Origin of the sequence: Nonomuraea rosea, assembly GCF_039539705.1 — a bacterium.
GTDB lineage: Bacteria > Actinomycetota > Actinomycetes > Streptosporangiales > Streptosporangiaceae > Nonomuraea > Nonomuraea rosea.
In genome coordinates, this window is sequence record NZ_BAABDQ010000017.1 from 214286 (window position 1) to 239964 (window position 25679).

23 protein-coding genes and 1 tRNA gene are annotated in these 25679 nt (G+C 69.7%); 4 read left to right on the forward strand and 20 right to left on the reverse strand.

Going from position 1 to position 25679, the window contains the following annotated elements:
- The first annotated feature begins 10 nt into the window (after positions 1-10).
- Positions 11-868: an NAD(P)-dependent oxidoreductase gene (locus tag ABEA43_RS34325; RefSeq protein WP_345568450.1), complete on the forward strand. Its 858-nt coding sequence runs from the start codon at positions 11-13 to the stop codon at positions 866-868.
- Positions 869-877: 9 nt separating this feature from the next.
- On the opposite strand, the gene ABEA43_RS34330 is transcribed toward ABEA43_RS34325, so the two are convergent.
- Complete coding sequence (locus ABEA43_RS34330) at positions 878-2248, reverse strand: cystathionine beta-synthase (protein ID WP_345568452.1); 1371 nt, start codon at positions 2246-2248, stop codon at positions 878-880.
- A 128-nt stretch (positions 2249-2376) separates the two neighbouring features.
- Between ABEA43_RS34330 and ABEA43_RS34335 the strand changes: the two genes are divergently transcribed.
- The 3 genes from ABEA43_RS34335 to ABEA43_RS34345 all read left to right on the forward strand — a co-directional run bounded on the left by ABEA43_RS34335 (position 2377) and on the right by ABEA43_RS34345 (position 6056).
- Positions 2377-3363: an SGNH/GDSL hydrolase family protein gene (locus ABEA43_RS34335; protein ID WP_345568453.1), complete on the forward strand. Its 987-nt coding sequence runs from the start codon at positions 2377-2379 to the stop codon at positions 3361-3363.
- A 58-nt stretch (positions 3364-3421) separates the two neighbouring features.
- Entirely contained in the window at positions 3422-4765 is a 1344-nt protein-coding gene (locus tag ABEA43_RS34340) for an outer membrane protein assembly factor BamB family protein (protein WP_345568455.1), read from the forward strand.
- A 73-nt stretch (positions 4766-4838) separates the two neighbouring features.
- Positions 4839-6056, forward strand: coding sequence for an acetyl-CoA C-acetyltransferase (locus ABEA43_RS34345; protein WP_345568457.1), 1218 nt, complete (start codon positions 4839-4841; stop codon positions 6054-6056).
- 284 nt (positions 6057-6340) lie between these two features.
- Here the strand turns inward: ABEA43_RS34345 and ABEA43_RS34350 are convergent, their stop codons facing one another.
- The 19 genes from ABEA43_RS34350 to mfd all read right to left on the reverse strand — a co-directional run bounded on the left by ABEA43_RS34350 (position 6341) and on the right by mfd (position 25663).
- Positions 6341-6748, reverse strand: coding sequence for a PPOX class F420-dependent oxidoreductase (locus ABEA43_RS34350; RefSeq protein WP_345568459.1), 408 nt, complete (start codon positions 6746-6748; stop codon positions 6341-6343).
- Between the two features lie 53 nt (positions 6749-6801).
- Positions 6802-7035, reverse strand: a complete 234-nt coding sequence (locus ABEA43_RS34355; RefSeq protein ID WP_345568461.1) for a DUF4287 domain-containing protein — start codon at positions 7033-7035, stop codon at positions 6802-6804.
- A gap of 168 nt (positions 7036-7203) precedes the next feature.
- Entirely contained in the window at positions 7204-7995 is a 792-nt protein-coding gene (locus tag ABEA43_RS34360) for a Bax inhibitor-1/YccA family protein (protein ID WP_345568462.1), read from the reverse strand.
- Positions 7996-8571: 576 nt separating this feature from the next.
- Positions 8572-8644, reverse strand: a tRNA-Leu gene (locus ABEA43_RS34365).
- A gap of 49 nt (positions 8645-8693) precedes the next feature.
- On the reverse strand, positions 8694-9482 hold the full coding sequence (locus ABEA43_RS68270) for a peptide deformylase (protein WP_425570399.1): 789 nt from the start codon (positions 9480-9482) through the stop codon (positions 8694-8696).
- The gene (locus ABEA43_RS34370) at positions 9479-9991 is read right to left on the reverse strand and encodes a glycine cleavage system transcriptional repressor (protein ID WP_345568463.1); all 513 of its coding nucleotides are present in this window, start codon (positions 9989-9991) and stop codon (positions 9479-9481) included. Before ABEA43_RS34370 ends, ABEA43_RS68270 begins: the two co-directional genes overlap by 4 nt.
- Before the next feature lie 79 nt (positions 9992-10070).
- Complete coding sequence (locus tag ABEA43_RS34375) at positions 10071-11387, reverse strand: NAD(P)/FAD-dependent oxidoreductase (protein ID WP_345568465.1); 1317 nt, start codon at positions 11385-11387, stop codon at positions 10071-10073.
- Positions 11388-11481: 94 nt separating this feature from the next.
- Positions 11482-12276: a uracil-DNA glycosylase gene (locus tag ABEA43_RS34380; protein WP_345568467.1), complete on the reverse strand. Its 795-nt coding sequence runs from the start codon at positions 12274-12276 to the stop codon at positions 11482-11484.
- Between the two features lie 19 nt (positions 12277-12295).
- Positions 12296-13225, reverse strand: a complete 930-nt coding sequence (locus ABEA43_RS34385) for a hypothetical protein (RefSeq protein ID WP_345568469.1) — start codon at positions 13223-13225, stop codon at positions 12296-12298.
- Positions 13222-13548, reverse strand: coding sequence for a PadR family transcriptional regulator (locus tag ABEA43_RS34390; protein WP_345568470.1), 327 nt, complete (start codon positions 13546-13548; stop codon positions 13222-13224). The genes ABEA43_RS34385 and ABEA43_RS34390 overlap by 4 nt, the downstream gene beginning before the upstream one ends.
- Positions 13549-13682: 134 nt before the next feature.
- The gene (locus tag ABEA43_RS34395; RefSeq protein WP_345568472.1) at positions 13683-14831 is read right to left on the reverse strand and encodes a hypothetical protein; all 1149 of its coding nucleotides are present in this window, start codon (positions 14829-14831) and stop codon (positions 13683-13685) included.
- Positions 14832-15003: 172 nt separating this feature from the next.
- Complete coding sequence (locus ABEA43_RS34400; RefSeq protein WP_345568473.1) at positions 15004-15951, reverse strand: Ppx/GppA phosphatase family protein; 948 nt, start codon at positions 15949-15951, stop codon at positions 15004-15006.
- A complete protein-coding gene (locus tag ABEA43_RS34405; protein WP_345568475.1) occupies positions 15942-16430 on the reverse strand; it encodes a DUF501 domain-containing protein in 489 nt (162 codons plus the stop codon). Before ABEA43_RS34405 ends, ABEA43_RS34400 begins: the two co-directional genes overlap by 10 nt.
- Positions 16420-16836, reverse strand: coding sequence for an FtsB family cell division protein (locus ABEA43_RS34410; protein ID WP_345568477.1), 417 nt, complete (start codon positions 16834-16836; stop codon positions 16420-16422). The genes ABEA43_RS34405 and ABEA43_RS34410 overlap by 11 nt, the downstream gene beginning before the upstream one ends.
- An 84-nt stretch (positions 16837-16920) precedes the next feature.
- Positions 16921-18198, reverse strand: a complete 1278-nt coding sequence (eno, locus tag ABEA43_RS34415) for a phosphopyruvate hydratase (RefSeq protein ID WP_345568479.1) — start codon at positions 18196-18198, stop codon at positions 16921-16923.
- 136 nt (positions 18199-18334) lie between these two features.
- Complete coding sequence (locus ABEA43_RS34420; protein WP_345568480.1) at positions 18335-20509, reverse strand: WD40 repeat domain-containing serine/threonine protein kinase; 2175 nt, start codon at positions 20507-20509, stop codon at positions 18335-18337.
- A gap of 63 nt (positions 20510-20572) precedes the next feature.
- Positions 20573-21514, reverse strand: coding sequence for a nucleoside triphosphate pyrophosphohydrolase (locus tag ABEA43_RS34425; protein WP_345568481.1), 942 nt, complete (start codon positions 21512-21514; stop codon positions 20573-20575).
- A gap of 4 nt (positions 21515-21518) precedes the next feature.
- Positions 21519-22145: a SurA N-terminal domain-containing protein gene (locus ABEA43_RS34430; RefSeq protein ID WP_345568483.1), complete on the reverse strand. Its 627-nt coding sequence runs from the start codon at positions 22143-22145 to the stop codon at positions 21519-21521.
- A gap of 29 nt (positions 22146-22174) precedes the next feature.
- Positions 22175-25663 (reverse strand): transcription-repair coupling factor, encoded by a 3489-nt coding sequence (mfd, locus tag ABEA43_RS34435; RefSeq protein WP_345568485.1) that lies wholly within the window; start codon positions 25661-25663, stop codon positions 22175-22177.
- Positions 25664-25679: the final 16 nt, after the last annotated feature.

Consider the following 25679-nt stretch of genomic DNA (forward strand, 5'->3'; position numbering starts at 1 on the left):
TGTGGGCCGCATGAGTCGAGTGACAGTTGCGGGATTGGGCCCGATGGGGTCGAAGATGGCCGAGACGTTCCTGGCCGCGGGCCACGAGGTGTCGGTGTGGAACCGTACGGCGAGCAAGGCGGACCCGCTGATCGCCCAGGGCGCCAGGCGGGCGGCGACGGCGGCCGACGGCGAGTTGCTGGTGGTCAGCCAGATCAGCTACCAGGCGATGTACGACAGCCTCGGCGACGCCCGGCTGGACGGGAAGACCGTGGTGAACCTCAGCAGCGGCACCCCCGACGAGCTGCGCGCCGCGGGACGGTGGGTGGCCGAGCGCGGCGGGACGCTGATCACGGCGGGGATCATGGTCCCGCCGCCGGGGATCGGGCAGCCGGGGGCGTACACGTTCTACAGCGGGCCGAAGGACGCGCTCGACCGGCACGCCGGCACGCTGGAGGCGCTGAGCGAGCTCACGTACGTGGGCGCGGACCAGGGCCTGGCGATGATGTTCTACCAGGCTCAGCTCCTGATGTTCTGGAGCAGCCTGACCAGTCACATGCACGCCATGGCGCTGCTGCGCACGGCGGGCGTGCGGCCGGAGGAGTACCTGCCGTTCGCGCAGACGCTGTTCAGCCAGCTGGGCGGCGACGGCCCGATGGGTTACGCGAAGATCCTGACCGAGGAGTTCGCGGCCGGGGTGTATCCGGGCGAGCTGAACTCCCTGCACATGCAGGCCGTCGGCCTCGGCCACGCGGTGGACGCGCTGGCCGAGGCCGGGGTGGAGACCACGGTGCCGAACGCCTTGAAGCACCTCTTCGAGCGCGCGGTCGCGGAAGGGCGCGGCGGCGAAGGGCTCGGCACCGTGATCGAGTCGATCAGGAAGCCCTGACCGGGACCCCTAGTGGTTGGCCAGGAAGGCGAGCAGGTCCTGCCGGGTGATCAGCCCGGCGGGCTTGCCGTCTTCGAGCACGACAGCCGCATCAGCCTTTTCCAGCGCTTCGACCGCACGCGCCACAGGTTCACCACTGCCGATCGTGGGTAGCGGCGCGGACATATGATCAGCGATCGGGTCGTCGGAGGAGAGTCTGCCGTGGTAGAGGGCTTCGAGGAGGTCGCGCTCGACGATGGAGCCGACCACCTCGGCGGCCATGACCGGCGGCTCCTCCTTCATGACAGGAAGCTGCGACACCGAGTATTCGCGCATGATCGCGATGGCCGTGCTGACCGACTCGTGCGGATGCGCGTGCACGAACTCCGGCATCCCCGGCCCCTTGCGCGACAGCACGTCGCTGACCAGCCCCTCGTCGGAGGTCGTGGTCAGGAACCCGTAGTCGGCCATCCAGTCGTCGTTGAAGATCTTCGACAGGTAGCCGCGGCCTCCGTCGGGCAGCAGCACGACCACCACGTCGTCGGGCCCGGCCTTGGCCGCCACCTGAAGCGCCGCCACGACGGCCATCCCGCAGGAGCCGCCGACCAGCAGCCCTTCCTCGCGGGCGAGGCGGCGGGTCATGTTGAAGGAGTCCTTGTCGGACACGGCGATGATCTCGTCGCAGATGTCGGTGTCGTACGTGGCCGGCCAGATGTCCTCGCCGACCCCCTCGACCAGGTAGGGGCGGCCGGAACCGCCGGAGTAGACCGAGCCTTCCGGGTCAGCGCCGATGATCTTCACTTGGCCGCCGGAGACCTCCTTGAGATAGCGGCCCGTGCCGCTGATCGTGCCCCCGGTGCCGATGCCCGCGACGAAGTGGGTGATCCTGCCCTCGGTCTGCTCCCACAGCTCGGGACCCGTCGAGTGGTAGTGGGAGTCGGGGTTGTTGACGTTGGAGTACTGGTCGGGCTTCCAGGCGTTCGGCACCTCGCGGGCCAGCCGGTCGGAGACCGAGTAGTAGGAGTCCGGGTGCTCGGGCGAGACGGCGGTCGGGCACACCACGACCTCGGCGCCGTACGCGCGGAGCACCGCGATCTTGTCCTGGGCCACCTTGTCGGGGACCACGAACAGGCACCGGTAGCCCCTCTGCTGCGCCACGATGGCCAGGCCCACCCCCGTGTTGCCGGACGTCGGCTCCACGATGACGCCGCCCGGACGCAACGCGCCCGACTTCTCCGCGGCCTCGATCATCCGTACAGCGATGCGGTCTTTGACCGAGCCGCCCGGATTGAAGTATTCGACCTTGGCAAGCACCTGTGCGGGCACGCCCGCGGAGACTTTGTGCAGCCGGACGACTGGGGTGTTCCCCATGAGGTCGACCAGGGAATCGTAAACGCGCACCGAGGTGTTCACCTTCTTTGCCGAAGCTTGATCAGCTTGCTGGTGGCCGAGATCCAGTGGGGGTGGCAGGCCCTCGGCTAGTTTTCAAGCAAACGCTACCGCCGAGTTCGACCAGGGAGGGCACCTACGTGGTCTGGGCAGCTGGCATGGCGCGCGCGGCACGCAAGATCGCTACCGCGGCGGCACTCGGAGGGGGCGGCCTGACCGCCCTGGGGGCGACGGCGTACGGGCTGCTGATCGCCGAAGGGCTGCTGGCGCGCAAGGCGATCGGGCGCCCGCACGGCCTGGACGGGCCGCCTTCCGACGGCGTCTACGGCGCCGAGTTCGCCGGCGAGCCGCTCAAGCTGGCCATGCTCGGCGACTCCACCTCGGTCGGCCTCGGCATGACCGACCCCAGCCACACCCCGGGTGTCCTGCTCGCGAACGGCCTGGCCGCCGTCTCCGAGCGCCCGGTGCACCTGCTCGTCGCCGGCAAGTCGGGCACCCCGTCGGCCGAGCTGCCCGAGCAGGTGGACGCGGCCATCGCCATGGGACCGGACGTGGCGGTGATCTTCGTGGGGGCGAACGACATCATCACGCAGACGCCGCCCGCGGCGGCCGTACGGCATCTGACCAAGGCCGTGCGGCGGCTGCGGGACGCGGGCGCGGAGGTCGTCGTGGGCACGTGTCCCGACCTCGGCACGGTACGCCCGATCGCGCAGCCGCTGCGCTGGGTGACCCGGCGTTGGAGCCGCCAGCTCGCCGCGGCGCAGACGGTGGCGGTGGTGGACGCGGGCGGGCGGACGGTGGCGTTCGCCGACGTCCTGGGGCCGGAGTTCGATACAAATCCGACAGAAATGTTCGGACCGGATCGTTTCCATCCAAGTGACCGAGGTTACGCGCAGGCCGCTTACGCGGTGCTACCGTCAGTGTGCGCTGCGTTGGGGCTGTGGCCTGAGCCGCGGCCCGCACGTGACGAAGCGCTGCAACCGATTTACCTCGCGGCGGCTACGGCCGCGGAGGAGCCCGGCACCGAGGTCACCGCGACCCGGGTCGACGGACGGGCGACGGGCCTGCACGGCAAGTGGGCGACGTTGTTCCGCCGCCGGCTCGGCGAGTCGCTCAACGACGCGTGACCGTGGTCACCCTCCGAGCCTGAGCCGTCACTCCCCGTCTCTTTGGAGTGAATTGCCTGTGCTCCGGCCCCTCTGGAAACCGTCCATCGTTCTCGCCGGAACCCTGGCCGTGACCGCCTGCTCCGGCAGCGACGCGGCCACCTCGAACTTCCCCACCTGGCACAACTCCCAGGTCAACGCGGTCAGCCGGATGGCGGTCGCGGGCAACGTGGTCGCCTCCACCTCCATGAAGCCCGACGGCACGCTCGAGACCGTCGCCGTCGGCCTGCGCGACGGCAAGCGGCTGTGGTCCTACCCGGCCACGATGACCGGCCGGCTGCCCGGCATGGGCGTCTCCACGCCTGCGATCGTGGAGACGGCCAAGGGGCAGGGCGTGGTCGTCGCGCTCGACCCGGCCAAGAAGGGCCACTGGAACGCCACGCTCGTCGCCCGCGACGCCCAGACCGGGGTGCAGAAGTGGACCAGGCCGGTGCATTCGACGTTCGGGCCGCAGCGCTGCGGGCCTTACGTCTGCCTGTCCGAGCACACCGCCCTGGCCAAGGCGCGCATGGTGGTGCTGGAGCCGTCCACCGGCAAGACGCTGTGGAAGCTGCCCGGGATCTCCGAGGTCGAGTGGTCGGACCCGGACCGGGTCCTGCTGCTCAGGCTGGCCGCCAACCCCATGATCGAGTCGTACGAGGTCAAGACCGGCAAGCTGCAGTGGCAGCAGCCGATCGAGCAGGCGCTCGGGCCCGGTCTGGACATGTCGGGCGGGTGGGCGTTCGGCGCGACAGGTGATGATCTGGTCGGATACGTCGCCCCCTACACCAATCCCCAGACGAAGAAGGTCTCCACCTTCGGGCTCTTCTCCCTCAAGATCGGCGACGGGACGATCAACTGGATGCGGCCGTCGGTCGTACGCGTCTATCCGAGCGGCAGCCCCGGCTACGCGCCCGTCGTGCGCCCGGTCGACCGCCAGGGCTCCTACGGCGGCTTCGCCAGGCTCGACTCGGCGACCGGGCGGGTGGTCGGCCAGGTCACCGCGGCCGACGTACCGGGCTCGGGCTGGTGGCTGGCCTTCCCCGACCGGATGGACAAGCTGGGCTTCCTCAAGCACAACACCAAGGGCTCGGCCTTCGACATCGTCTCCGGCAAGGCGGTGCCCGTGGAGGAGGAGCGCGGCTGGTCCTTCTGCGTCACCGACCCCAAGCCGCTGACGCTGCGCGGGCAGGCGCCCGGGTTCTACTCGACGGCCGCCGTCTGCGAGTACGACCTCGGCACCGGCAAGCGGGTCGGCACGCCCTCGGCGCCGCCGCCGTGGTTCACCGGCAGCCAGGGCGGGTGGCGGCTGTGGCGCGACGAGAAGGGCGGCATCCACGCCGTCAACGATCAGACCGGGACGGCACCAGGTATGTACGGATAAGCCCGGGGGCGGGGAGGGTTGCGAGCAGAACTGGAATATAGTTCTACTAGTAGCGCTGACAAAGGAGGGGCCCATGCCCGAGGCAGTCATCGTCGCAACCGCGCGTTCCCCGATCGGACGAGCCTTCAAGGGGTCGCTCAAGGAGATCCGCCCCGACGACCTGACCGTGCAGATGATCCAGGCGGCGCTGGCCAAGGTGCCCCAGCTGGACCCGTCGACGATCGACGACCTCATGCTGGGCTGCGGCCTGCCTGGGGGTGAGCAGGGCTTCAACATGGCCCGGGTGGTCTCGGTGCTGCTCGGGCTCGACAACGTGCCCGGCACCACCGTGACGCGCTACTGCTCGTCGTCGCTCCAGACGACGAGGATGGCGTTCCACGCGATCAAGGCGGGCGAGGGCGACGTGTTCGTCTCGGCCGGGGTCGAGACCGTGTCGCGGTTCGCCAAGGGCAACTCCGACTCGCTGCCCGACACCCACAACCCGGCCTTCGTCGACGCGCTGGCCCGCACGAAGGCGGCCGGCGCGGGCGGGCAGGTGTGGCACGACCCGCGCGAGGACGGCGCCGTGCCGGACATCTACGTGGCCATGGGGCAGACCGCCGAGAACCTCGCCCAGATCAAGGGCGTCACGCGCCAGGAGCAGGACGAGTTCGGCGTGCGATCGCAGAACCTCGCGGAGAAGGCGCTGGCCGACGGGTTCTGGCAGAAGGACATCACGCCCGCGACGCTGCCCGACGGGAGCGTGGTCAGCAAGGACGACGGGCCCCGGGCGGGGACGACGTACGAGCGGGTCGCCGGGCTCGCGCCGGTGTTCCGGCCGGACGGCACCGTCACGGCGGGCAACTGCTGCGCGCTGAACGACGGCGCGGCGGCCGTGATCGTGATGAGCGACGTGAAGGCGGCCGAGCTGGGGATCACGCCGCTGGCGCGGATCGTGTCCACCGGGGTCACGGGGCTCTCGCCCGAGATCATGGGGCTCGGGCCGGTGGAGGCGTCGCGTCAGGCGCTGTCCAGGGCGGGGATGGCGATCGACGACATCGACCTGGTGGAGATCAACGAGGCGTTCGCGGCTCAGGTGATCCCGTCGTACCGGGAGCTGGGGATCGACCTCGACCGGCTCAACGTCAACGGCGGGGCGATCGCGGTGGGGCACCCGTTCGGGATGACGGGGGCGCGCATCACGTCGACGCTGATCAACAGCCTGCAGCACCATGACAAGACCATGGGGCTGGAGACGATGTGCGTGGGCGGCGGCCAGGGCATGGCGATGGTGCTCGAGCGCCTCTCCTGATCTGCCGTTTTACCCGGCTCGCCTGAGTTGCTGTCTGCCCGGCTCTCCTGACCTGCCGTTGCCCGGCTCGCCGTACACGTTGTTACGGCGAGCCGTGGCTCCCCAACCCCACACCATCCGTTACGGCGAGCCGTGGCTTTCCACCCGCCGCACGTGGCTGGGCGCGTCCAGGGGAACGCCCGCTGACCGGATGCCGGTGCCCGCCGTAACGCGAGCCCCCGTTGACCGGCTCCCCCGGCCCATCCCGCATCGCCGACGCGGGCGGGCCGGGCTGCCGCTCAGGGTCAGCCGTGGCGGTCCGGGCCGGCGTGGGTGGGGGTGATGCGGAGGACGACGCGGCGGTCGCGGGTCATGGCGGCGCGGTAGTCGTCCCAGTCCGGGTGCTCGCCCGAGATCCCGCGGTAATAGGCCACCAGAGGCTCCATGGCCTCCGGGAGGGACAGAACGTCGGCCGTCCCGTTCACCTGGATCCACTCCCCGTAGAAGGCGTCTGTGAAGACGCACAGGGAGACGTTCGGGTCGCGGCGCACGTTGTGCGTCTTGGTCGCGGTCTCCCTGGTGCTGACGACGATCAGGTCGTCTTCGACACCGACCGTGACCGGGGACATCTGCGGACGTCCGTCGCGGTGGCGGGTCAGGAGGATGGCGCGGTGGTTGCTGCGGAGGAAACCAAGTGCCTTGTCGAGATCCATCCTCCCATGATGACGCGCCCGCGCTGGGAGCACGGGCGCGGGATGGGCTGGGCCTAGATGAAGCCCATACGGTTGTGGCGGTGCCGCTCGTGTTCGTGGACGATCGCGGCGGCGTAGCCGTGGGTCAGCCCGTGCTCGTCGGCGAGCCAGTTGGCCCGCTCGTCACATCTTAGGAAAGCCGGGCCGTTGTCGATGGCTTGAAACCACTCGGGGAGTTCGCGTCCCGTTATTGTTGGGACCCTTGCGATGAGCTTCGTCTGCGTCTCCGGTGAGTGGTTCAAGGACATGGGCACCTCCGCGGATAAAGGTCCTTTGCTCGACACTGCAACACCGGAGTCCGAATGGCAACCCCCCAACCAGGCATCATTTTGTGACGGCGGGTAGATTTCCGGTCGCAGACAGAGAGGGCCCCGCCGGTACGGCGGAGCCCTCCAGGGTGACGCGGATGCGAACGATCAGTCGCTACTGGTGAAATAGCTGACGAAGCGAAGCACCTCAAGGTAGATCCACACCAGGCTCAGCGTGAGGCCGAACGCGCACTGCCAGGCGAACTTCTCCGGAGCGCCCTGCTTGACGCCCTGCTCGATCGAGTCGAAGTCGAGCAGCAGGAAGAAGCAGCCGATCAGGATCATCACGATGCTGAAGGCCCAGCCGATGGGGCTGTCCGTGCGCAGTCCGAGCCCGCCGTCGTTGAACAGCCCGACGAGCATGTTCACCAGCAGGAGGCCGAGGGCGGCGATCGCGGCGGCGATGCCGAACTTCACGAGCTTCGGCGTGACGCGAATGATCCGCAACGAGTAGACGGTCAGCACCGCGCCGAACGCGAACGCCGTTCCCAGCACCGCTTGGAGCACGATGCCGCTGATCATGCCTTCGAAGACGGAGCTGATCTTGCCGAGGAAGACGCCCTCGAATATCGCGTAGCCCAGGATGAGCGCCGGGTTGGTGCTCATCGTGAACGACGCGATCAGGCCGAGGATCAACGCGACGATCGCCGCGCCGATGGCGACCATGGGCGGGACGTTGAGAATCCACGCCGCTGCGGCGGCCGCGACGAGCGCGCCCAGGGTGAGGAAGCCGCGCACCACGACGTCGTCGAGGGTCATGGCGCGGTATGCGGGCCGGGTGGGTGCCGCGTACGACGGTGCGTCGTACATGTTCTGCAACTGGTCGGGGGACGGGCTGGGGCCTGCCCAGCCGCCGGCCTGCTGCCGCGACCTGCTGAATACGGGGTTCTTGCTCTCCATCGCTGCCTCCTGTGACGCCGAGCCTACGGGGCCTGGCGGCACCTTGGTCAACTGACGCTCAGATCGAAGTTCATTCCGGCTTCGGCAGCGTTCCCAACGAACATGTGGGCCGCGGAGTTCCCAAGGTCATCCGGGAGGTTCGCGGGGGCGTCGCCGCGGGCCGGCGGCGGGCGGGACGCCTCGGGCGAAGGGCGCGTTTTCCGCGCTCGTGACCACACTTCCAAAAGGGCGGTTGTAAAGCGTAGTCAACCATTCACCGTAAGAAACTATTGAGGGCACAAGAAGGCAGAAAACCAGCAGGTTGTCAATATGGAACGGGACGGAAAACATCCGGGCCGCCAAAACCCGCCTTCCGGGCCCATCCCAACTCCATGACCTGCGCTCCGAGAGCTTACTCGCCTCGTCGGAGCCCACCTCGACCGGTACGCCCTCAGGGGATCTGACGCTCAAGAACCGGCCAGAGCCGGGACAACTCCATAACAACTCGATATCGACCGAGAACGGCAGCAGCGGGCCCGCTGGACGATCGCGGTAAACCTCCAGGTCAGAGACCTAAAGGCGACGTAAGATGGCAGGTGCCCCCGGCGGGATTCGAACCCGCACGTCAACCCTTTTAAGGGGTTTGCCTCTGCCATTGGGCTACGGGGGCGCCGCAATCATACGAAACGGACCATGCTTCCGAGGAGCACAACTTCGCATCAGGCGTCACAACTGTGAAGTCTGCGGTGAAGTGATAGCGCTCCCGGCACTCTGTCCAAGAAGAGTAGACCGTCCAGATGGTCCAGTTGGTGCTGAATGCACCGAGCTTCGAACGCATCCGCTTCGATGGTGACTGGCTCGCCGGTCCCTGGCAAATGCCCACGTACGGTGATACGGGTGGCGCGGCGTACATCGGCCATGAGTCCCGGGATGGACGCGCACCCTTCGCGGCCGTCGTCCCAGTGCGAGGCTCTTGTGAGGCGAGGATTGACCAGGACGAGCTCGCCGGCCCACGAACGGCTCCTGGGGTGGAGTCCGGCGTCAAAGGCGATCAGCCGCCACCTCAGGCCGATCTGGGGGGCCGCCAGGCCGGTCGTGGACGGCTCGTGGCGCAAAGTCGCGAGAAGATCGGCGGCGGCGGCCACCACGGCGGGGTCGGCCGGGTCCACCGGCTCGGCCGAGACGGACAGGAGCGGGTGCGGGGCGCCGAGCACCTCCCGGATGATTCCTTCGGGAAGTCGGCACCGATTCCCGCTTTCCGGTCCCTCCGTAATCCGGGAGCGGGCCTCGTCTTCCGGTCCGTCCGGAATCCACCACCCGGTGTCGTCCTCCGGGGTTCGGGGCCGAGGGTCGTCCTCCGGGAGCCTCGGGTGGCCTTCCGGGATCTGAGACCGGGTCTCGCCCTCCGGAAGCCGAGGGTCGCCCTCCCGGATCTGGGGCCGGGTCTCGTGTGCGGGTCCCTCCGGAGTCTGGGGGTCGGAGGGGGTGGTTCTCTCTGGGTGATTCACAACAGGTCCGGTTCGACGGGACGGAAGGTGATCTCGGAGTCGAGGCCGGCGCCGACGGCGGCCAGCCTGCGCATGAGCGCCGCCACGTCCACCTCCTTCGGCAGCTCGACGTCGGCGATCAGCACGTAGAGGCGGCCCGTCAATCTGGTGCTCATCCCCGTGATGTTCCCGCCATCCTCGGCGAGCACCGCGCTGATCGCGGAGATGATGCCCGGCCGGTCGGGCCCGTGCACGGTCAGCACATAGCCGAGGCCGCCGCCGTCGTCGCAGAAGTGGCGGCGGGCCTCCACCGCGGAGGCGGTCACCACCAGGTCGGGGGCACGCAGTCGCTTCATGAGCTCGGCGGAGTCCAGCTCACCCGACACCAGCAGCATCATCGCCACGTGACCGCCGAGCAGCGTCATGGTCGAGTCCTGGATGTTCGCTCCGCAGTCGGCCAGCGAACCGGTGACCGCGGCGATCACGCCGGGCCGGTCCACGCCGAGCACGGTCACCGCTGAGAGCTCCACCCGTGGTACCCCTTCCGCTTTCGACCAGGGGTGCCGAAAACGCCCCGGCGGTGTTCACCGGGGCGCTGCCGTGCCTGGGCTAGCGACGAGTCGTCGCCACCGCGGCCCTGAAGCCATCGCGCGGGTGCTCCATCTCACCCAGCGAGATGGTCTCTCGCTTGAAGAACAGGGCCAGGGTCCAATCGACGACGACACGGACCTTGCGGTTCAGCGTCGGCACCCGCGACAGATGGTAGGTGCGGTGCATGAACCACGCAGGGAATCCGCGAAGCTTGACGCCATAGACATTCGCGACGCCCTGATGGAGGCCCAGGCCGGCTACCGATCCGACATACTTGTGGCGGTATTCGACCAGTTCCTGCCCGCGCAGGTGGCGGACGATGTTGTCGGCCAGCACCTTGGCCTGGCGGACCGCGTGCTGGGCGTTGGGCGCGCAATACTGGCCCGGGTTCGTCACGTCGGGGACCCCGGCGGCGTCGCCGGCCGAGAAGGCGTCGGTGGTGCCCGCGACCGTGAGCGTGGTGGTGCCCTTGATCCGGCCGCGCTCGTCGAGCGGGAGGTCGCCGTCGTTCACGACCGGGCTCGGCTTGACGCCCGCGGTCCACACGAGGGTCTCGGCGTCGAACTCCGAGCCGTCCGACAGGACGACGTGGCCGCCTTCGCAGGATTCGAGGCGGGTGTCGAGCTTGACGTCGATGCCGCGCTCACGCAGCTGCTCCAGGGTCCATTTGCCCATCTCGGGACCGACCTCGGGCAGCACTCTGGTCGTGGCCTCGACGAGCACCCAGCGCAGGTCCGCGGGCTCGATGTTGCGGTAGTAGCGGGTCGAGTGCTTGGCCATGTCCTCAAGCTCGGCGAGCGCCTCCACGCCCGCGAAGCCCGCGCCGACCACGACGAACGTCAGCGCCCTGCGGCGCAACTCCGGGTCGTCGGTCGACTCGGCCACGTCGAGCAGGTGCAGCACGCGGTTGCGCAGCGCGATGGCCTCGCCCACGGTCTTGAACCCGATGCCGATGTCGGTCAGCCCCGGGATGGGCAGCGTGCGCGAGATCGAACCGGCGGCCATCACGATCACGTCGTAGGCCACCTGGCGCGGCTCGCCCTCGGCCGGCTGGAAGGTCACGACGCGCTCGGCGTGGTTCACCTTGGTGACCGTGCCGTTGAGAATGTGCGCCTTGGGCAGGATCCGCCGCAGCGGGGCCACCATGTGCCTGGGCGAGAGGTTGCCCGCGGCCGCCTCCGGCAAGAAGGGCTGATAGGTCATGTAGGACTGGGGATCGATGATCGTGATGCGAGCCTCGCCGCTGCGCAGCTCCCGGTGGAGTTTGCGCTGCAGCCGGAGCGCCGTGTACAGGCCGACGTAACCGCCGCCGACGATCAAGATGTGCTTGTTCATCCTGAGGCCCCATCCCTCGTGGAGTGCTTGTGAAAGCATTCACAAGCCTACGTCAGCGCCCTCCATGAAGCCAATCCTGGCGTGGTGCGACGCGTCACACAGCCAGTGACCTGGCCCTGGTGAAGATCTCGTCCAGCATGTGGGCGGTGACGCGGCCGGTGAAGGTGTTCTGCTGGCTCGGGTGGTAGCAGCCGAGCAGCGTCACGGGGCTCTCGCCGTACCGGATCACGGCCTCGGCGCCGTGCCCGAACGGGGGCCTGGCGCGCGGCAGCTCGTAGCCCGTCTCCTTGAGCGCGGGCCACATCGCCTGCCAGGCGTAGCCGCCGAGCGCGACGATCACCCGCACGTCCTGCGCGACCAGCGCCATCTCCCTGGCCATCCACGGGAAGCAGGTGCTCTTCTCCGCGGGCTCGGGCTTGTTCGCGGGCGGCGCGCAGCGCACGGACGCCACCACACGCGTGCCGAGCAGCCGCTGCCCGTCCCCCGCGTGCGTGCTCGTCTCCGCGGCGGCCAGGCCCGTGCGGAACAGCGAGGCGAACAGCCAGTCGCCACTGCGGTCGCCGGTGAAGATCCGCCCGGTCCTGTTGCCGCCGTGCGCGGCCGGCGCCAGGCCCACCAGCAGGATCCGCGGGTGCTCGGCTCCCCAGCCGGGCACGGGACGGCCCCAGTACGTCTCGTCCGCGAACGCGCGCCGCTTCACCTCGGCGACTTCCTCTCGCCAGGCCACCAGGCGGGGACAGGCACGGCAGACGGACTGCGCGGCCGTGAGCTCCGCGAGGGTGGTGCTGGTGGCGGCGAGGCGGCGCACGTCCGCGGGGTCCTGGGCGACCGGCGTGGCCGCTGTCGCCGGGTCGCCGGGCCAGCCGGTGCCAGGAGGTACGAAGCTCATGACACCGTATGGTGCCCGATCAGCGGGTCTTCTTCGGCTCGGGCACGGCGGTGGCGGCAGGCGCGGGGGTGGGTGTCACGGTGGCCGCGGGGGCGGCCGACGCGGACGGGGCGGCGCAGGTGGGCGCCGGCTCCGGCGCCGTCCGCGGGTCGTCCGGCAGGCCGTCCCTGACCAGCGGCAGCGGATAGCGGTTGAGTATCGGCTGACCGCACGACTCGTCGACCCGGTAGCCGAAGATCTCCGGATGGGTGGTGATCGGGTTGCCGTCCTGGTCGTAGAGGTAGACGTCGGTCAGCGGGGTGCCGTCCTTGGCGTACGGCTTGATGTTGTAGACGTCGTCGGAGCCGACCTGGTCCACCCACACCGGCCGCTGCGCCATGGCGATGGTGCCGGAGTCCGATGAGCCCAGCGAATCGGCCGCCACCATGCCGGCGAACAGTGCCAGCACCGCCAGCACGTTGACGCCCGCCGTGAGCACGGACGCCAGCCCCCTGCCGCGCCGCCTGCCGAACCAGACCGAGACCCAGATGCCCGCCGCGACCACGGCCAGGTCGGCGATGTTCGACGGGACGATCCGGCCCTCGTCGGCCACCGACAGCAGCAACATGGCCAGCAGGTAGCCGCGCAGCACCCACCAGCCCGGCCGCAGCTCGGGCAGGAAGTGCGCGAAGCTCCGGTAGGAGCCTTGGTGCAGCAGCCTGGTGTGCGCCCTCAGCGCCCACTCCCGCGGGTCCGGGCGGCGCCTGCGGCCGCGCTCCGGCCGGTCCCCGTAGGCGGCGGCCAGCTCCTCCGCGTAGACAGCCGGCGGTCCGAGCCGGTGCTCCAGCGGAAGGTCCGACTCCGCGGCGATCTCGGCCAGGTGGTCGTCGAGGTCTTCGAGCAGTTCCTCTCGCTCGGGATGATCGGCAAGGGCATCCCGTACGGCCTGTGCGTACTGTTCGGGGGTCATGCTTGTCCCTCCTTGAGCAGGGATGCCATGGTGGCTGCGAAGGAGGCCCAGGTCTTGGCCGAGGTGGCGTACATGCCTCTGCCGACCTCGTTGAGCCCGTAGTACTTGCGGTGCGGCCCCTCGTCCGAGGCCACCACGTACGAGGTCAGCGCGCCTGCCTTGAACAGGCGGCGCAGCGTGCCGTAGACGGAGGCGTCGCCCACCTCTTCCAGGCCCGCCTCTCTGAGCCGGCGGACGACGTCGTAGCCGTAGCCGTCACGCTCGTTGAGAACGGCCAGCACGGCCAGGTCGAGCACTCCCTTGAGCAGCTGGCTGCTATCCACGCAAAGCACACTACTGTGCAAAGCGTAGTAGTGGCAACACGAAAAACCGGGTGGCGCCTCGCGGTGCCACCCGGTCCCTGTTCAGTCAGCCGGCCGCATGTCTGCCGGCTTCGTGTGGATCAGCCTCGCGTCGCTCAGGAAGCCTTGGGGCTTTCCGTAGGCGTCGGAGACGGGGACGGAGACGGCGACTGGCACGCGGAGTACGACTTCGTGACAGTTTCGCTGTTGTCCGGGCCCGTGACCGAGAGCGAGACGGTGCCGCCCTTCGCGGCCTCGCCGGTCAGCGCCGCCGAGATCGCGTCGATGCTCTTCGTGCCGCCGTGACGGCCGAAGTAGGTCTCGCCGCTGCCCACAGAGGTGCCGTTCAGCGTCCAGGTCCAGCGGACCTTGCCGGCGCCGGTCGAGGTGACGGTGCCGCTGGCGGTCACCTTGCAGTCGGTGGTGGTCGCCACAGAGGTAGCGGCCGAGATCTTGACTGCGGGCGCCTCAGGGGCGGTGTCCTTGCACCAGACCTTGTAGTAGGCCCGGTTGGAGGAGCCACTGTCGGGGCCGAGGATCTCCAGCTGCGCCCAGCCACGGTCGCTGTGACGCGGGGAGAAGCCGAAACCGACCTTGCGTGCGTCGCGGACCTTCACCCGGCCGTAGTCGACCACGTCACCGTTGAGAACCCAGCGGTAACGGACCCAGGTGGGCCGGTTGGTCTCGATCAGGCCGACAAAGTCGATCTTGTCGCCGGGGGTGCAGGGGCCCGCGTACGAGGACGGGCTGGCCCAGGCGCGGGCCGAAACCGAGAGGTCCCAGTTCGTACGCACGTCCTCCTGCTGCTTGCCGCAGGAGACCGAGAAGTAGCCCTTCTTCGAGGTGACCTTCTTCGGACCGAGGACCTGAACGGCCTCCCAGCCCTTGACGTCCTCCTTGAAGGTGACGGACTGCTTGACCGTCACCGACTTGGTGCCCTTGAGCTTGACCACCTTGACCTTGCCCTTGGACCCGTCGCCGTGCAACCAGCGGTAGGCCAGCTCGGTCTTGCCCTTGGCGGCCACCTTGATCTTGGCCGAGAAGTTCACCTTGACCGGGCAGGATCCTTCGTAGTCACCCGTGGAGGCCTTGGGGGTCGAGACGTAAACCTTCGCGCCCTTGGCGGTCGCGGTCGTGGCCGTCTTCGCCGTGGTGGCGGTCGCCGCCTGTGCGGGGCTGGCGACCAGGCCCGCTGCCAGGGCGGCCAGCACTGCGGCTGACGCGCCGAACGCCGCCGCCTTACGTGCTAAACCGGTAGACATCATGTGAGAGTGCTCCATTCCGTGAGGGAAAAGACGCGCTCGGGAACGGTCGCCACGCCAGCACCTTCCGTGCACAGCGATATGGCAAAGCCCCCGTAATGCTCCTTTACCTAATCACAATACAGATTGCACCCTCAACACCACCCATAGATCAGAAATGTCCGGATTTCTTCAGCTACCGGGTGAGAGACCAGGCAATACCGTCCAAAATGTCGTGTTCGCTCACAACGACCTGCGAGAACCCGAAACGGCGGACGATCCGGTCAAGAATGAGCGCACCGGCACCAATGACGTCAACTCTCCCCGGATGCATCACGGGCACCTCGGCCCGCTCACCATGGGTCATCGCGAGCAGCCTGCGCGTGACGTCGTGCACCTGCCCGGCGGAGATCCGCGAGTGATGGATCCGGGCCGAGTCGTAGCAGGGCAGGTCGAGCGCGATGCCCGCGATCGTCGTCACCGACCCGGCCAGGCCCACGAGCGTGTGCGCCCGGCGTACGGGCACCTCCGCCTCCACCCGGTCGAGCGCCTCCTCGATGTCGGCGACCACGGCCTCCAGCGCGAGCGCGGAAGGCGGATCGTCGGCGTCACGCAGATGACGCTCGGTCAGGCGCACGCAGCCGATGTCCACCGACAGCGCCGACTCGGCGTGCTGGGACCCGACCACGAACTCGGTGGATCCGCCGCCGATGTCCACCACCAGGTAAGGGGGCAACGGCCCTTGGGGGACCTCGGTCTCGGGCGACAGGTGCACCAGCCCCCTGGTCGCGCCCGTGAAGGAGAGCTCGGCCTCGTCGGAGCCCGACACGACCTCGGGCTCGACCCCGAAGATCTCGCGGACGCCGTCCACGAACTCCTGCCGGTTCGCCGCGTCCCTGGTCGCGCTCGTCGCCACCACGCGGGTCGCCGTCGCGCCGTGCCGGTCGATCAGCTCGCGGTAGGCGCGCATCGCCTTGAACGTGCGCTCCAGCGCGTCGGGCGCCAGCCTGCCGGTCCTGTCGACGCCCTGGCCCAGGCGGACGATCTCCATCCGCCGGTCGACGTCCTGCAGAACGTCGTCGTGGACGTCCGCGATGAGCAGGCGTACGGAATTGGTGCCGCAATCGACGGCGGCTACACGCATGGTCCGTCACTCCACCACTCGGGGAGCGCGTCGAGCGCCTCCCTGCCGAACGGGTTGGCACCGGGCACCGCCAGCTCGTGCGCGACGAGCGCGTGCAGGCACTTGACTCGTAGCGGCATGCCGCCGGTGCTCTGCATGTCTGGCGGGAGCGGCGCCATGCCCTCTTCCTGTGCCGCCTTGTCACGTCTGGCGACGTAGTCGTCGTGCGCGGCCTGGTAGGAGGCGGCCAGCTCGGGCTCGGTGGCGAGCCTGGCCTGCATCTCCCGCATCAGGCCGGAGCCCTCCAGCGTGCCGATCGCCGAGGCCGCCTTGGGGCACGTCAGGTAGTAGAGGGTCGGGAAGGGCGAGCCGTCGGGCAGCCGGGGCGCGGTCTCCACCACGTCGGGGTTGCCGCACGGGCAGCGGTGCGCCACCCCGCGCAGCCCTCTCGGCGGTCGCCCGAGCTGCTTCTCCACGACCTCGGCGTCTTTACCGTCCAACACTCTCCTTTCCGGTGACCGCTCTGCGGCCGGTGCCCTTGTCCGTGGCCTCCACGGACTCCCAGAGCGTCTGATACCACGGCGGCACCGCCGCCGGCTGCTTCACCGCGGCCTGCTGCTGGCCCTGGTCCTGCTCCATCACCACGTAGCACTTCTCGCCCGGCCCGCAGTAGTGGAGCCGTTCTTTGGCCGTCTTCTTGATCCAGTTGGGATCGCGGCTCTGCCGGTCACGAGCCAGCAGCCACTGCCGCTCCGCCTCGACCGAGGCCCTCTCCGCGCGCTGCTCGGCGATGCTGCGGCGCAGGCTGATGTACTCGCGGACCGGGTAGGCCAGGCTCATCGCGATCGCGCAGACCACGACGGCCAGGATGGCGGCCCGCCCGGTCAGCTGCGGCCTCTTCGCCAATTGCTGAACACCCCCTCAAGTACGGCCCGCGGCTCGTCCGTCTTACCCGTCTGTCCGCCTGCCTACCGCGAGCCGTACTCGAAACTAGCGCCGGAAGCGCGGGAAAGCCGCGCGACCCGCGTAACGGGCGGCGTCGTCGAGGAGTTCTTCGATGCGCAGCAACTGGTTGTACTTGGCCACCCGGTCGGAGCGGGCGGGGGCGCCGGTCTTGATCTGGCCGCAGTTGACCGCCACCGCCAGGTCGGCGATCGTCGTGTCCTCGGTCTCGCCGGAGCGGTGGCTCATCATGCAGCGGTAGCCGCTGCGGTGGGCCAGGTCGACCGCGTCGAGGGTCTCCGACAGGGTGCCGATCTGGTTGACCTTGACCAGCAGGGCGTTGGCGGTGCCGGACTGGATGCCGCGCTCAAGCCGCTCGGGGTTGGTGACGAACAGGTCGTCGCCGACGAGCTGCACCTTGTCGCCGAGCGCCTCGGTGATGGCCTTCCAGCCGGTCCAGTCCTCCTCGTCGAGCGGGTCCTCGATGGAGACGAGCGGGTAGTTGGCGACCAGGTCGGCGTAGAACGCGATGAGCTCCTCCGCCGACAGGCCCTTGCCGTCGATCGTGTAGACGCCGTCCTTGTGGAACTCGGAGGCGGCCACGTCGAGCGCCAGCCCGATGTCCTCGCCGGGCACGTAGCCGGCCCGCTCGATGGCGACCAGGATCAGGTCGAGCGCGTCGCGGTTGGACGGCAGGTTGGGCGCGAACCCGCCCTCGTCGCCCAGGCCCGTCGCGTAGCCCTTCTCCTTGAGCACGCCCTTGAGCGCGTGGTAGACCTCGGTGCCCATGCGCACGGCCTCGCGGAACGACTCCGCCCCGATCGGCGCGATCATGAACTCCTGGATGTCGACGTTGGTGTCGGCGTGGGCGCCGCCGTTGAGGATGTTCATCATCGGCACGGGCAGCAGGTGGGCGTTGGGGCCGCCCAGGTAGCGGAACAGCGGCAGGTCGGCGCTGTCGGCCGCGGCCTTGGCGACGGCCAGCGAGACGCCCAGGATGGCGTTGGCGCCGAGCTTGGACTTGTTGGGCGTGCGGTCCAGGTCGATCATGATCTGGTCGATGATGCGCTGGTCCTCGGCCTCGACCCCGTTGATCTCCTCGGAGATCTCGTCGGTCACGGCGAGCACGGCCTTCTCCACGCCCTTGCCGCCGTAGCGCTTGCCGCCATCGCGCAGCTCGACCGCCTCGAACTGGCCGGTGGAGGCCCCGCTCGGGACGGCCGCACGGCCGGTGCTGCCGTCGTCGAGCACCACCTCGACCTCGACCGTGGGGTTGCCCCTGGAGTCGAGGATCTCGCGGGCGTATACGACCTCGATGGTAGCCACGGGATGAGCTCCTAAATCGAAAGGCAATATGCCATCAGAGCCTATCGGTACGCCCGCACACGGCACCGCACGGTGCGGGTCCGACGCATGGGGGCTCTACGGCTCGGCTCCCGCCGGGCGAGCTTCAGGCCGGGGGTCAGCTGTTGCCGGTCAGGCTCCAGGCCCGGAGTTCGCCGTTTACGACGGCGACCAGGAGGCCGTCGCCCAGAGCCAGGGTCGTCGCCTTGGTGCCCGCGCTCAGGAGCCGGCCCAGCTTTTCGCCGCGGTCGGCGTTCCAGACCGTGACGCCGTCGGCGCCGCCGGCGATCATCCGGCGGCCGCCCGCCGCGGTGACGCCCATGCTCGCACCACCCGTGCTGAAGCCGCGTACGAGACGGCCGTCGGTGAGGTCGTACACGCTGGTCGAGGCGCCCGTCGTGATGGCGGCCAGGCCGTCGCCGAGCACGGACACCGAGCTGACCCGGCCCTTGCCGATGGTCCCCGCCGAGCTCCCGAGCAGGCCGTGGTCGGTGCCGACCAGCGGACGGCCGCTGCGCTCGTCCCACGCCAGCGCGGTGACCTCGCCGCTGACCTGTCGCGTCTCGCCGACCCGCTCGTTCGAGGCCAGATTGATGGTCTTGACCTGGCCGTCGGGGCAGCCGATCACGGCGACCGGCTGGTCGAGCCAGGAGCCGAGCGCCATGCGGGCGTCGGCCTGGCACACCCCGTTGTAGGCCCCCTGCTTGGCGTCGCCGATCCGCCAGCGCCTCAGGATGCCGTCGCCGCCGGTCCAGAGCACGGTCTGCCTGCCGCCCAGCGTGGTGAGCGCCATCGAGAGCACCGGCCGCCCACCTCGGCCGGCGAGCGAGCCGACGAGCTTGCCCGCCCGCGGGTCCCACACCATGATCGAGTTGCTGCTCTCGTCGGCGTAGGCCACCACAGGCCGTCCCTTGTCGTGCCCGATGGCCATCGCCGTGACGTTCGCGCCCGACTGTGGGCCGAACGCCGGTCCCAGCTCTGTGCCGAACGTGGCCGTGCCGTCGGCGGCGGACGTGCCGGTCCCGGGGCCGGTGGCGAGCGTCCCTGTACCCCGCCACAGGACACCGGTCACCGCGCCGGCGGCCACCAGCGCGCCCACGCCCGCGACGGCCCACCTCCGCCGCCGCAGCCCGGTGCCCCCGATGCCCATCTGCGCCTCCGCAGGCTCACCGCCCGCCTCACGCCGGCCCGCCCCACGGGAGCCGTCGCCGGGCGAGGCCGCCTCCTGGGAGCGTGCGCCGGTTGAGGGCACGCGCTGTCTGGGTGGGCGCTGGGTGGAAGGGCGCCGCGTTGGCGGGGCAGCGGCGGGTGAGGCGACGGCAGGTGGGGCCGCGGTGGGCGGGGCCGCGGGTGAGGCGATGCGTGGGACGGCAGCGGGTGGGCCTGCGGGTGAGGCAATGCGCGGGACGGCAGCGCGTGGGACGGCAGGGGAGGCGGTGGGTGGGGCCTCGGGGGAGGTAGCGGGTGGGACGGTGGTGGGTTGTGGGGGTTTGTGGCCGAGTAGGCGCTTCAGGGCGTGGTCGGCCGAGGGCCTCGCGGCGGGGTTCTTCGCCAGGCACGACTCCAGGACCGAGCGCAGCGGCTCGGCGACCACGCTCACATCGGGCTCGGCGTGCAGGATCCGGTTCATCACGGCGGGAATCGAGTCACGCCCGAAAAGCGGCTCCCCGGTCGCCGCGAACCCTATCGACGACGCCCAGCTGAACAGGTCGGTGGCCGCCGTCGCGCTCTCCCCCGCGATCTGCTCGGGCGCCATGTACCCGGGCGTCCCCACCACGCTGCTGGCCGTCGTCGAGGCGTCCATGGCCTTGGCGATGCCGAAGTCGATCACGCGCGGTCCGTCCGGCCCCATCAGGATGTTGCTCGGCTTGAAGTCCCTGTGCACGATCCCGGCCCCGTGGATGGCGGTCAGCGCGGTGATCGTCCCGACCGCCAGCCGTTCCAGCTCGCCCCCGGAGAGCGGCCCGCCCGCCAGCACCCGCTCGTGCAGGGACGGCCCGTCGATGAACTCGCTGACGATGTACGGCCGCCCCTCGACCAGCCCGCTCCCCAGCACCTTGGCCGTGCAGAACCCGGCGACCCTGGCCGCCGTCGCGCTCTCCTGCAGAAATCTGCGCCTGGCCCGGTCGTTCCCCGTCAGCCGCGCGTGCAGAACCTTCACGGCCGCGTGCCCGCCGTCGGCGTCCCTGCCCAGGAACACCGAGCCCTGCCCGCCGTCGCCCAGGCCGCCGAGCAGGCGGTAGCCCGCCACGTGCCGCGGCTCCCCCGAATGCAGCCGTCTCAGCTCCGCCACCAGTCCCCCTGGTCTCACTGACAACCCAAGGATCCTGACATTTCGCGACTTATCGCGCCAATCTCAGTCGGACTCCCAGGCCCGCACCCGATTCCGGTAAGACCGAGCCGCCGCCCGCAATTCCGCCTCGGCGTCGAGCCCCGCGTCGGCCGCCCGGCGTACGAGATCGAACAGCTCTCTCGCCACCCCCTGCCCCACCGCGGCCGACAGCGACTCGGGAGCCCCCGCCCGCTCGGCCCTGCGCAGGAGCTGGGCCACCAGCGACAGGGCGGGCTGCCCCATGGGCACGCCTTCGAGCACCGACTCGCGCCCCTTGGCCGCCCGCTCGGCCGCCTTGATGGCCTCCCAGTTGGCGTTCACCTCGTCGGCGCTCTCGGCCCGCACCGACCCGAACACGTGCGGATGCCGCCGGACGAGCTTCTCGACGATCCCGGCCGCGACGTCGTCCATGTCGAAGTCCTCGGCCACCCGCGCGTGGAAGACCACCTGGAGCAGCAGGTCGCCCAGCTCTTCCCTGAGCGCGGGATAGTCGCCCTGCTCGATCGTCTCCAGCACCTCGTACGCCTCTTCGAGCAGGTACGGGACCAGCGTCTCGTGCGTCTGCTTACGATCCCAAGGGCACTCGGTACGCAGCCGGTCCATCACCCCGACCAGGTCGAGCACCCGGGCGCCCGGCAGGTCGTACGAGCCGGGCACCACCTCGATCAGCGGCGGATCGTCGAGCGCCACGGCGGCGTGCCCGACCGAGCGCATGAAGTCCTCGCCCTCCCGTTCAGAAGAGGAGGACGCCAGCCACACGACCGTCTCGGCCGCCGCCCGCCGGACCAGCGCCGCGGCGTCGGGCGTGACGACCTCGACCGCCACCCCCGCCTCGGCCAGGTAAGGGAGCTGCGGATGCGCGGCGGAGCCGGTCAGCACAGGACCCGAGCGCAGCGCCTGCCAGGCCTGGTGGCTCAGCAGGCCCGGCGCGACCCTGGGCGAGGTGGTGACGACGATCAGCGGCATGCGGCTAGCCCTGCGGCTGCTGTTGCTGCTGTTCCTGCTGCGGCTGCTGTGGCGCCTGCTGCGGGGTGGCCTTGCCGAACCTGCCGGCGTCCAGGAACAGCGACGGGTTCTCCTGCGACGGCTGCGTGTTCAGCACACCGAAGCGGGGGCTGTAGACCGTCTTGATGGAGGTGAACTCCTCGGCCAGCTTCTGCTGGCCCGTCTGCCCGACCTGCTGCTGCAGCTTGGCCAGGCCGGCCGACACCCGGCCGAACTCGCGCGCGTAGGTCGGCGCGACGCCCAGGGCCAGCAGGTTGATCTGGGCCGACTGGTATTCGCCCGGGTCCTGGAGCTTGGCGTCGATCTCCGACTCGCTCACCTGTACGTTGTAGCGCTGCATGAGCTGCTTGGAGGCGCTCATGTCGACCAGGCGCCGCAGCACGTACTGGTCGACCGGCACGCCGAGCGCCGTCTCGTCCAGCTTGGCGCTCTTGAGCGCGCCGCGGTACGCCTGCGCGTCCGTGTTCAGCTTGCTCGTGGAGATGCGCTCTTTACCGACCACGGCCGCGGCCCCGGCCTGCATGGGCGAGGAGCAGGCAGTGAGCGCGAGGCCCACCGCGGCGGCGGCCACAGCCACTCGTATCGACTTCACGTACGTCCCTTTCCGACCGTAAACCGCCGCTAGCTTACCCGTGCGGGCTCAAGGAACATCGCCTCGACCAGGTCACCGCACCATTTGAGCAGGTCGAGATCGCGCAGCGGCTGCCCGCCCAGCGGCTTGGTCTTGGGAACCGGAACCAGCAGCGTCTCCGCCGCCTGCTTGTATATCGCCTTCTTGTACAGCCGGTCGAGGCGGACCTGCTGCGACTCGCGCAGTCTGGCGGGGCCGAACTTGATGTTCTGGCCCTGCAGCGTGACGTCCGTGAGCCCGGCCTGGCGGGCCTTGATCCGGAACTTCGCCACTTCGAGCAGGTTGTCCACCTCCGCCGGCGGCTTGCCGTAGCGGTCGGTCAGCTCGTCGCGTACCTCTTCGATGTGGATGGGCGCCGAGATGGAGGCGATCCGCTTGTACGCCTCCAGCCGCAGCCGCTCGGAGGTCACGTAGTCGTGCGGGATGTGGGCGTTGATCGGCAGCTCGACCTTGACGTCCGGATGTTCCTCCTCGACCTCGACGCCCGCCAGCTTGGCCTTCTGCTCCTTCACCGCGTCGGTCATCAGCCGGACGTACAGGTCGAAGCCGACGCCCGCGATGAAGCCGGACTGCTCGGCGCCCAGGACGTTGCCCGCGCCGCGGATCTCCAGGTCCTTCATCGCGACGTACATGCCCGCGCCCATCTCGGTGTGCTGCGAGATCGTCGCCAGCCGCTCGTGCGCGGTCTCGGTCAGCGGCTTCTCCGGCGGGTAGAGGAAGTACGCGTACCCGCGCTCCCTGCCTCGCCCGACCCGGCCTCTGAGCTGGTGGAGCTGCGAGAGCCCGTAGTTGTCGGCCCGGTCCACGATCAGCGTGTTGGCGTTGGGCACGTCGAGCCCGGACTCCACGATCGTGGTGGCCACGAGCAGGTCGTACTCGCGTTCCCAGAAGCCCACCATGATCTTCTCAAGCTGGTGCTCGTTCATCTGGCCGTGCGCCACCGCGATGCGCGCCTCGGGGACCAGTTCGCGCAGCCGCGCGGCGACGCGGTTGATCGAGGTCACCCGGTTGTGGACGAAGAAGATCTGGCCGTCGCGCATCAGCTCGCGCCTGATCGCGGCCCCGATCTGCTTCTCCTCGTAAGGTCCCACGAACGTGAGGATCGGGTGCCGCTCCTCCGGCGGCGTGAGGATCGTGGACATCTCCCTGATCCCCGTCAGCCCCATCTCCAGCGTGCGCGGGATCGGCGTGGCCGACATGGCCAGCACGTCCACCTGCGTGCGCAGGTGCTTCATCGCCTCTTTGTGCTCGACGCCGAACCGCTGCTCCTCGTCGATGATGATCAGGCCCAGGTCCTTGAACCTGACCTCGGGGCTGAGCAGCCGGTGGGTGCCGATCACCACGTCCACCGCGCCCGACCTGAGCCCTTCGAGGGTGCCCTTGACCTCGCCGTCGGTCTGGAAGCGCGAGACCGGCTTGACCGTGACGGGGAAGCTGGAGAACCGCTCGGTGAACGTGGACATGTGCTGCTGCACCAGCAGCGTCGTCGGCACCAGCACGGCCACCTGCTTGCCGTCCTGCACCGCCTTGAACACCGCCCGCACCGCGATCTCGGTCTTGCCGTAGCCGACGTCGCCGCAGATCAGCCGGTCCATCGGGACGCCGCGCTCCATGTCGCGCTTAACTTCGTCGATGGCTTCGAGCTGGTCGCCGGTCTCGGCGTACGGGAAGGCGTCCTCCATCTCCCGCTGCCACGGCGTGTCCTCCCCGAACGGGTGACCGGGCGAGGCCATGCGGGCGGAGTAGAGCCTGATGAGCTCGCCCGCGATCTCCTTGACCGCCTTCTTCGCCCGCGACTTGGCCTTGGCCCAGTCGGCACCGCCCATGCGGTTGAGCGTGGGCGCCTCGCCGCCGACGTAGCGGGTGACCTCGTCGAGCTGGTCGGTCGGCACGTAGAGGCGGTCGCCCTTGGCGTATTCGATGACCAGGTATTCGCGGGTGGCGCCCTGGACCGTGCGCTGGACCATCTCGATGTAGCGGCCCACGCCGTGCTGCTCGTGCACCACGTGGTCGCCGACCTTGAGCTGCAGCGGGTCCACCATGTTGCGGCGGCGCGAGGGCAGCCGGCGCATGTCCTTGGTCGAGGCCTTCTGCCCGACCAGGTCGAGGTGGGTGAGCACGGCCAGGCCCGGCGTGATGAACCCGTGCTCGATCAGGCCGGTCGTGACGTGCACGACCTTGGCCTCGGGCGCTTTATCCAGATATTTCTGCAGCCGGGCGGGTACGTCCACGCCCTTGAGCAGCTCCACCATCCGCTCGGCGGGCCCGTGGCCCTCGCTGAGCAGCACGACCGCTTTGTCCTCCGCCAGCCAGCCCTTGATGTCGGCCAGCGCCTTGGCGGTGTCGCCCCGGTAGGCCTCGGAGTCTTGAGCGTCCAGCTCGACGCCGCCGCCGAACGGCGCGATCGTCCACCACGGCTGGCCCAGCGCGTCGGCGTGGTGGCGGATCTCCTCCAGCGAGCGGAACGCCGCCGCGCCGAGGTCGATCGGGGCCTCGCCGCCGGCCGCCGCGTTGATCCAGGAGGCCTCCAGGAACTCCTGCGAGGTGCGTACGAGCTCCTCGGCCCGCCCCCTGATCCGCTCGGGATCGCACACGAACACCGCCGACCTGATCGGCAGGTGGTCGAGCAGCAGGTCCATCTCCCCCGCCAGCACGGGCGCGAACGCCTCCATACCCTCGACCGGCGAGCCCTCCGCGAGCTGGTCGAGCACCTCGACCAGCGCTGGGTGCTCCTCGGCCAGCTCCCTGGCCCTGGCCCGCACCTCGGCGGTCAGCAGCAGCTCGCGGCACGGCGGCGCGAACAGGCCGTCCTCGGCCGCCTCCAGCGAGCGCTGGTCGGCCACCTTGAACCAGCGGATCTCCTCGACCGTGTCGCCCCAGAACTCCAGCCGCAGCGGGTGCTCCTCGGTCGGCGGGAACACGTCGAGCAGCCCGCCGCGCACGGCCACCTCGCCGCGCTTCTCCACCATGTCAACGCGGTTGTAGCCGTTGTTGACCAGGTTGGCCACGACGTCGTCGAGGTCGGCGTCGTCACCGGCCCGCAGCCGGATCGGCTCCAGGTCGCCGAGCCCCTTCACGATCGGCTGCAGCAGCGCCCTGATCGGCGCCACGATCACGCTGAGCGGCCCCGCCGACGTGTCGCCCTTCACCGGGTGCGCCAGCCGCCTGAGCACCGCCAGCCGCTGGCCGACCGTGTCGCTGCGCGGCGAGAGCCGCTCATGCGGCAGCGTCTCCCACGCCGGGAACACGGCGACGGAGCTGGGCTCGATGAGGCTGGTCAGCGCCGCGGCCAGATCCTCGGCCTCACGGCCGGTCGCGGTGACGGCGAGCACGGCACGCTGATCGTGCCCGCTCAGCGCGGCCACGGCGAACGGGCGCAGCGCGGACGGCGCGATCAGCGAGACATCGCCGCCCTCTTCGAGAGCGGCGGTCAATTTCGGGTCGGCGCGAACAAGGTCAAGTAGTCCGGAAAGACTCATCAGATACGCCCACAGC

What these genes read in the sequence shown, in the direction of transcription:
- ABEA43_RS34325 (WP_345568450.1), top strand. Translation starts at nt 11, where the DNA reads ATGAGTCGAGTGACAGTTGCGGGATTGGGCCCGATGGGGTCGAAGATG.
- ABEA43_RS34345 (WP_345568457.1), top strand. Translation starts at nt 4,839, where the DNA reads ATGCCCGAGGCAGTCATCGTCGCAACCGCGCGTTCCCCGATCGGACGA.
- ABEA43_RS34350 (WP_345568459.1), bottom strand. Translation starts at nt 6,748, where the DNA reads ATGGATCTCGACAAGGCACTTGGTTTCCTCCGCAGCAACCACCGCGCC.
- ABEA43_RS34355 (WP_345568461.1), bottom strand. Translation starts at nt 7,035, where the DNA reads ATGTCCTTGAACCACTCACCGGAGACGCAGACGAAGCTCATCGCAAGG.
- ABEA43_RS34360 (WP_345568462.1), bottom strand. Translation starts at nt 7,995, where the DNA reads ATGGAGAGCAAGAACCCCGTATTCAGCAGGTCGCGGCAGCAGGCCGGC.
- ABEA43_RS34375 (WP_345568465.1), bottom strand. Translation starts at nt 11,387, where the DNA reads ATGAACAAGCACATCTTGATCGTCGGCGGCGGTTACGTCGGCCTGTAC.
- ABEA43_RS34380 (WP_345568467.1), bottom strand. Translation starts at nt 12,276, where the DNA reads ATGAGCTTCGTACCTCCTGGCACCGGCTGGCCCGGCGACCCGGCGACA.
- ABEA43_RS34385 (WP_345568469.1), bottom strand. Translation starts at nt 13,225, where the DNA reads ATGACCCCCGAACAGTACGCACAGGCCGTACGGGATGCCCTTGCCGAT.
- ABEA43_RS34395 (WP_345568472.1), bottom strand. Translation starts at nt 14,831, where the DNA reads ATGATGTCTACCGGTTTAGCACGTAAGGCGGCGGCGTTCGGCGCGTCA.
- ABEA43_RS34400 (WP_345568473.1), bottom strand. Translation starts at nt 15,951, where the DNA reads ATGCGTGTAGCCGCCGTCGATTGCGGCACCAATTCCGTACGCCTGCTC.
- ABEA43_RS34425 (WP_345568481.1), bottom strand. Translation starts at nt 21,514, where the DNA reads ATGCCGCTGATCGTCGTCACCACCTCGCCCAGGGTCGCGCCGGGCCTG.
- mfd (WP_345568485.1), bottom strand. Translation starts at nt 25,663, where the DNA reads ATGAGTCTTTCCGGACTACTTGACCTTGTTCGCGCCGACCCGAAATTG.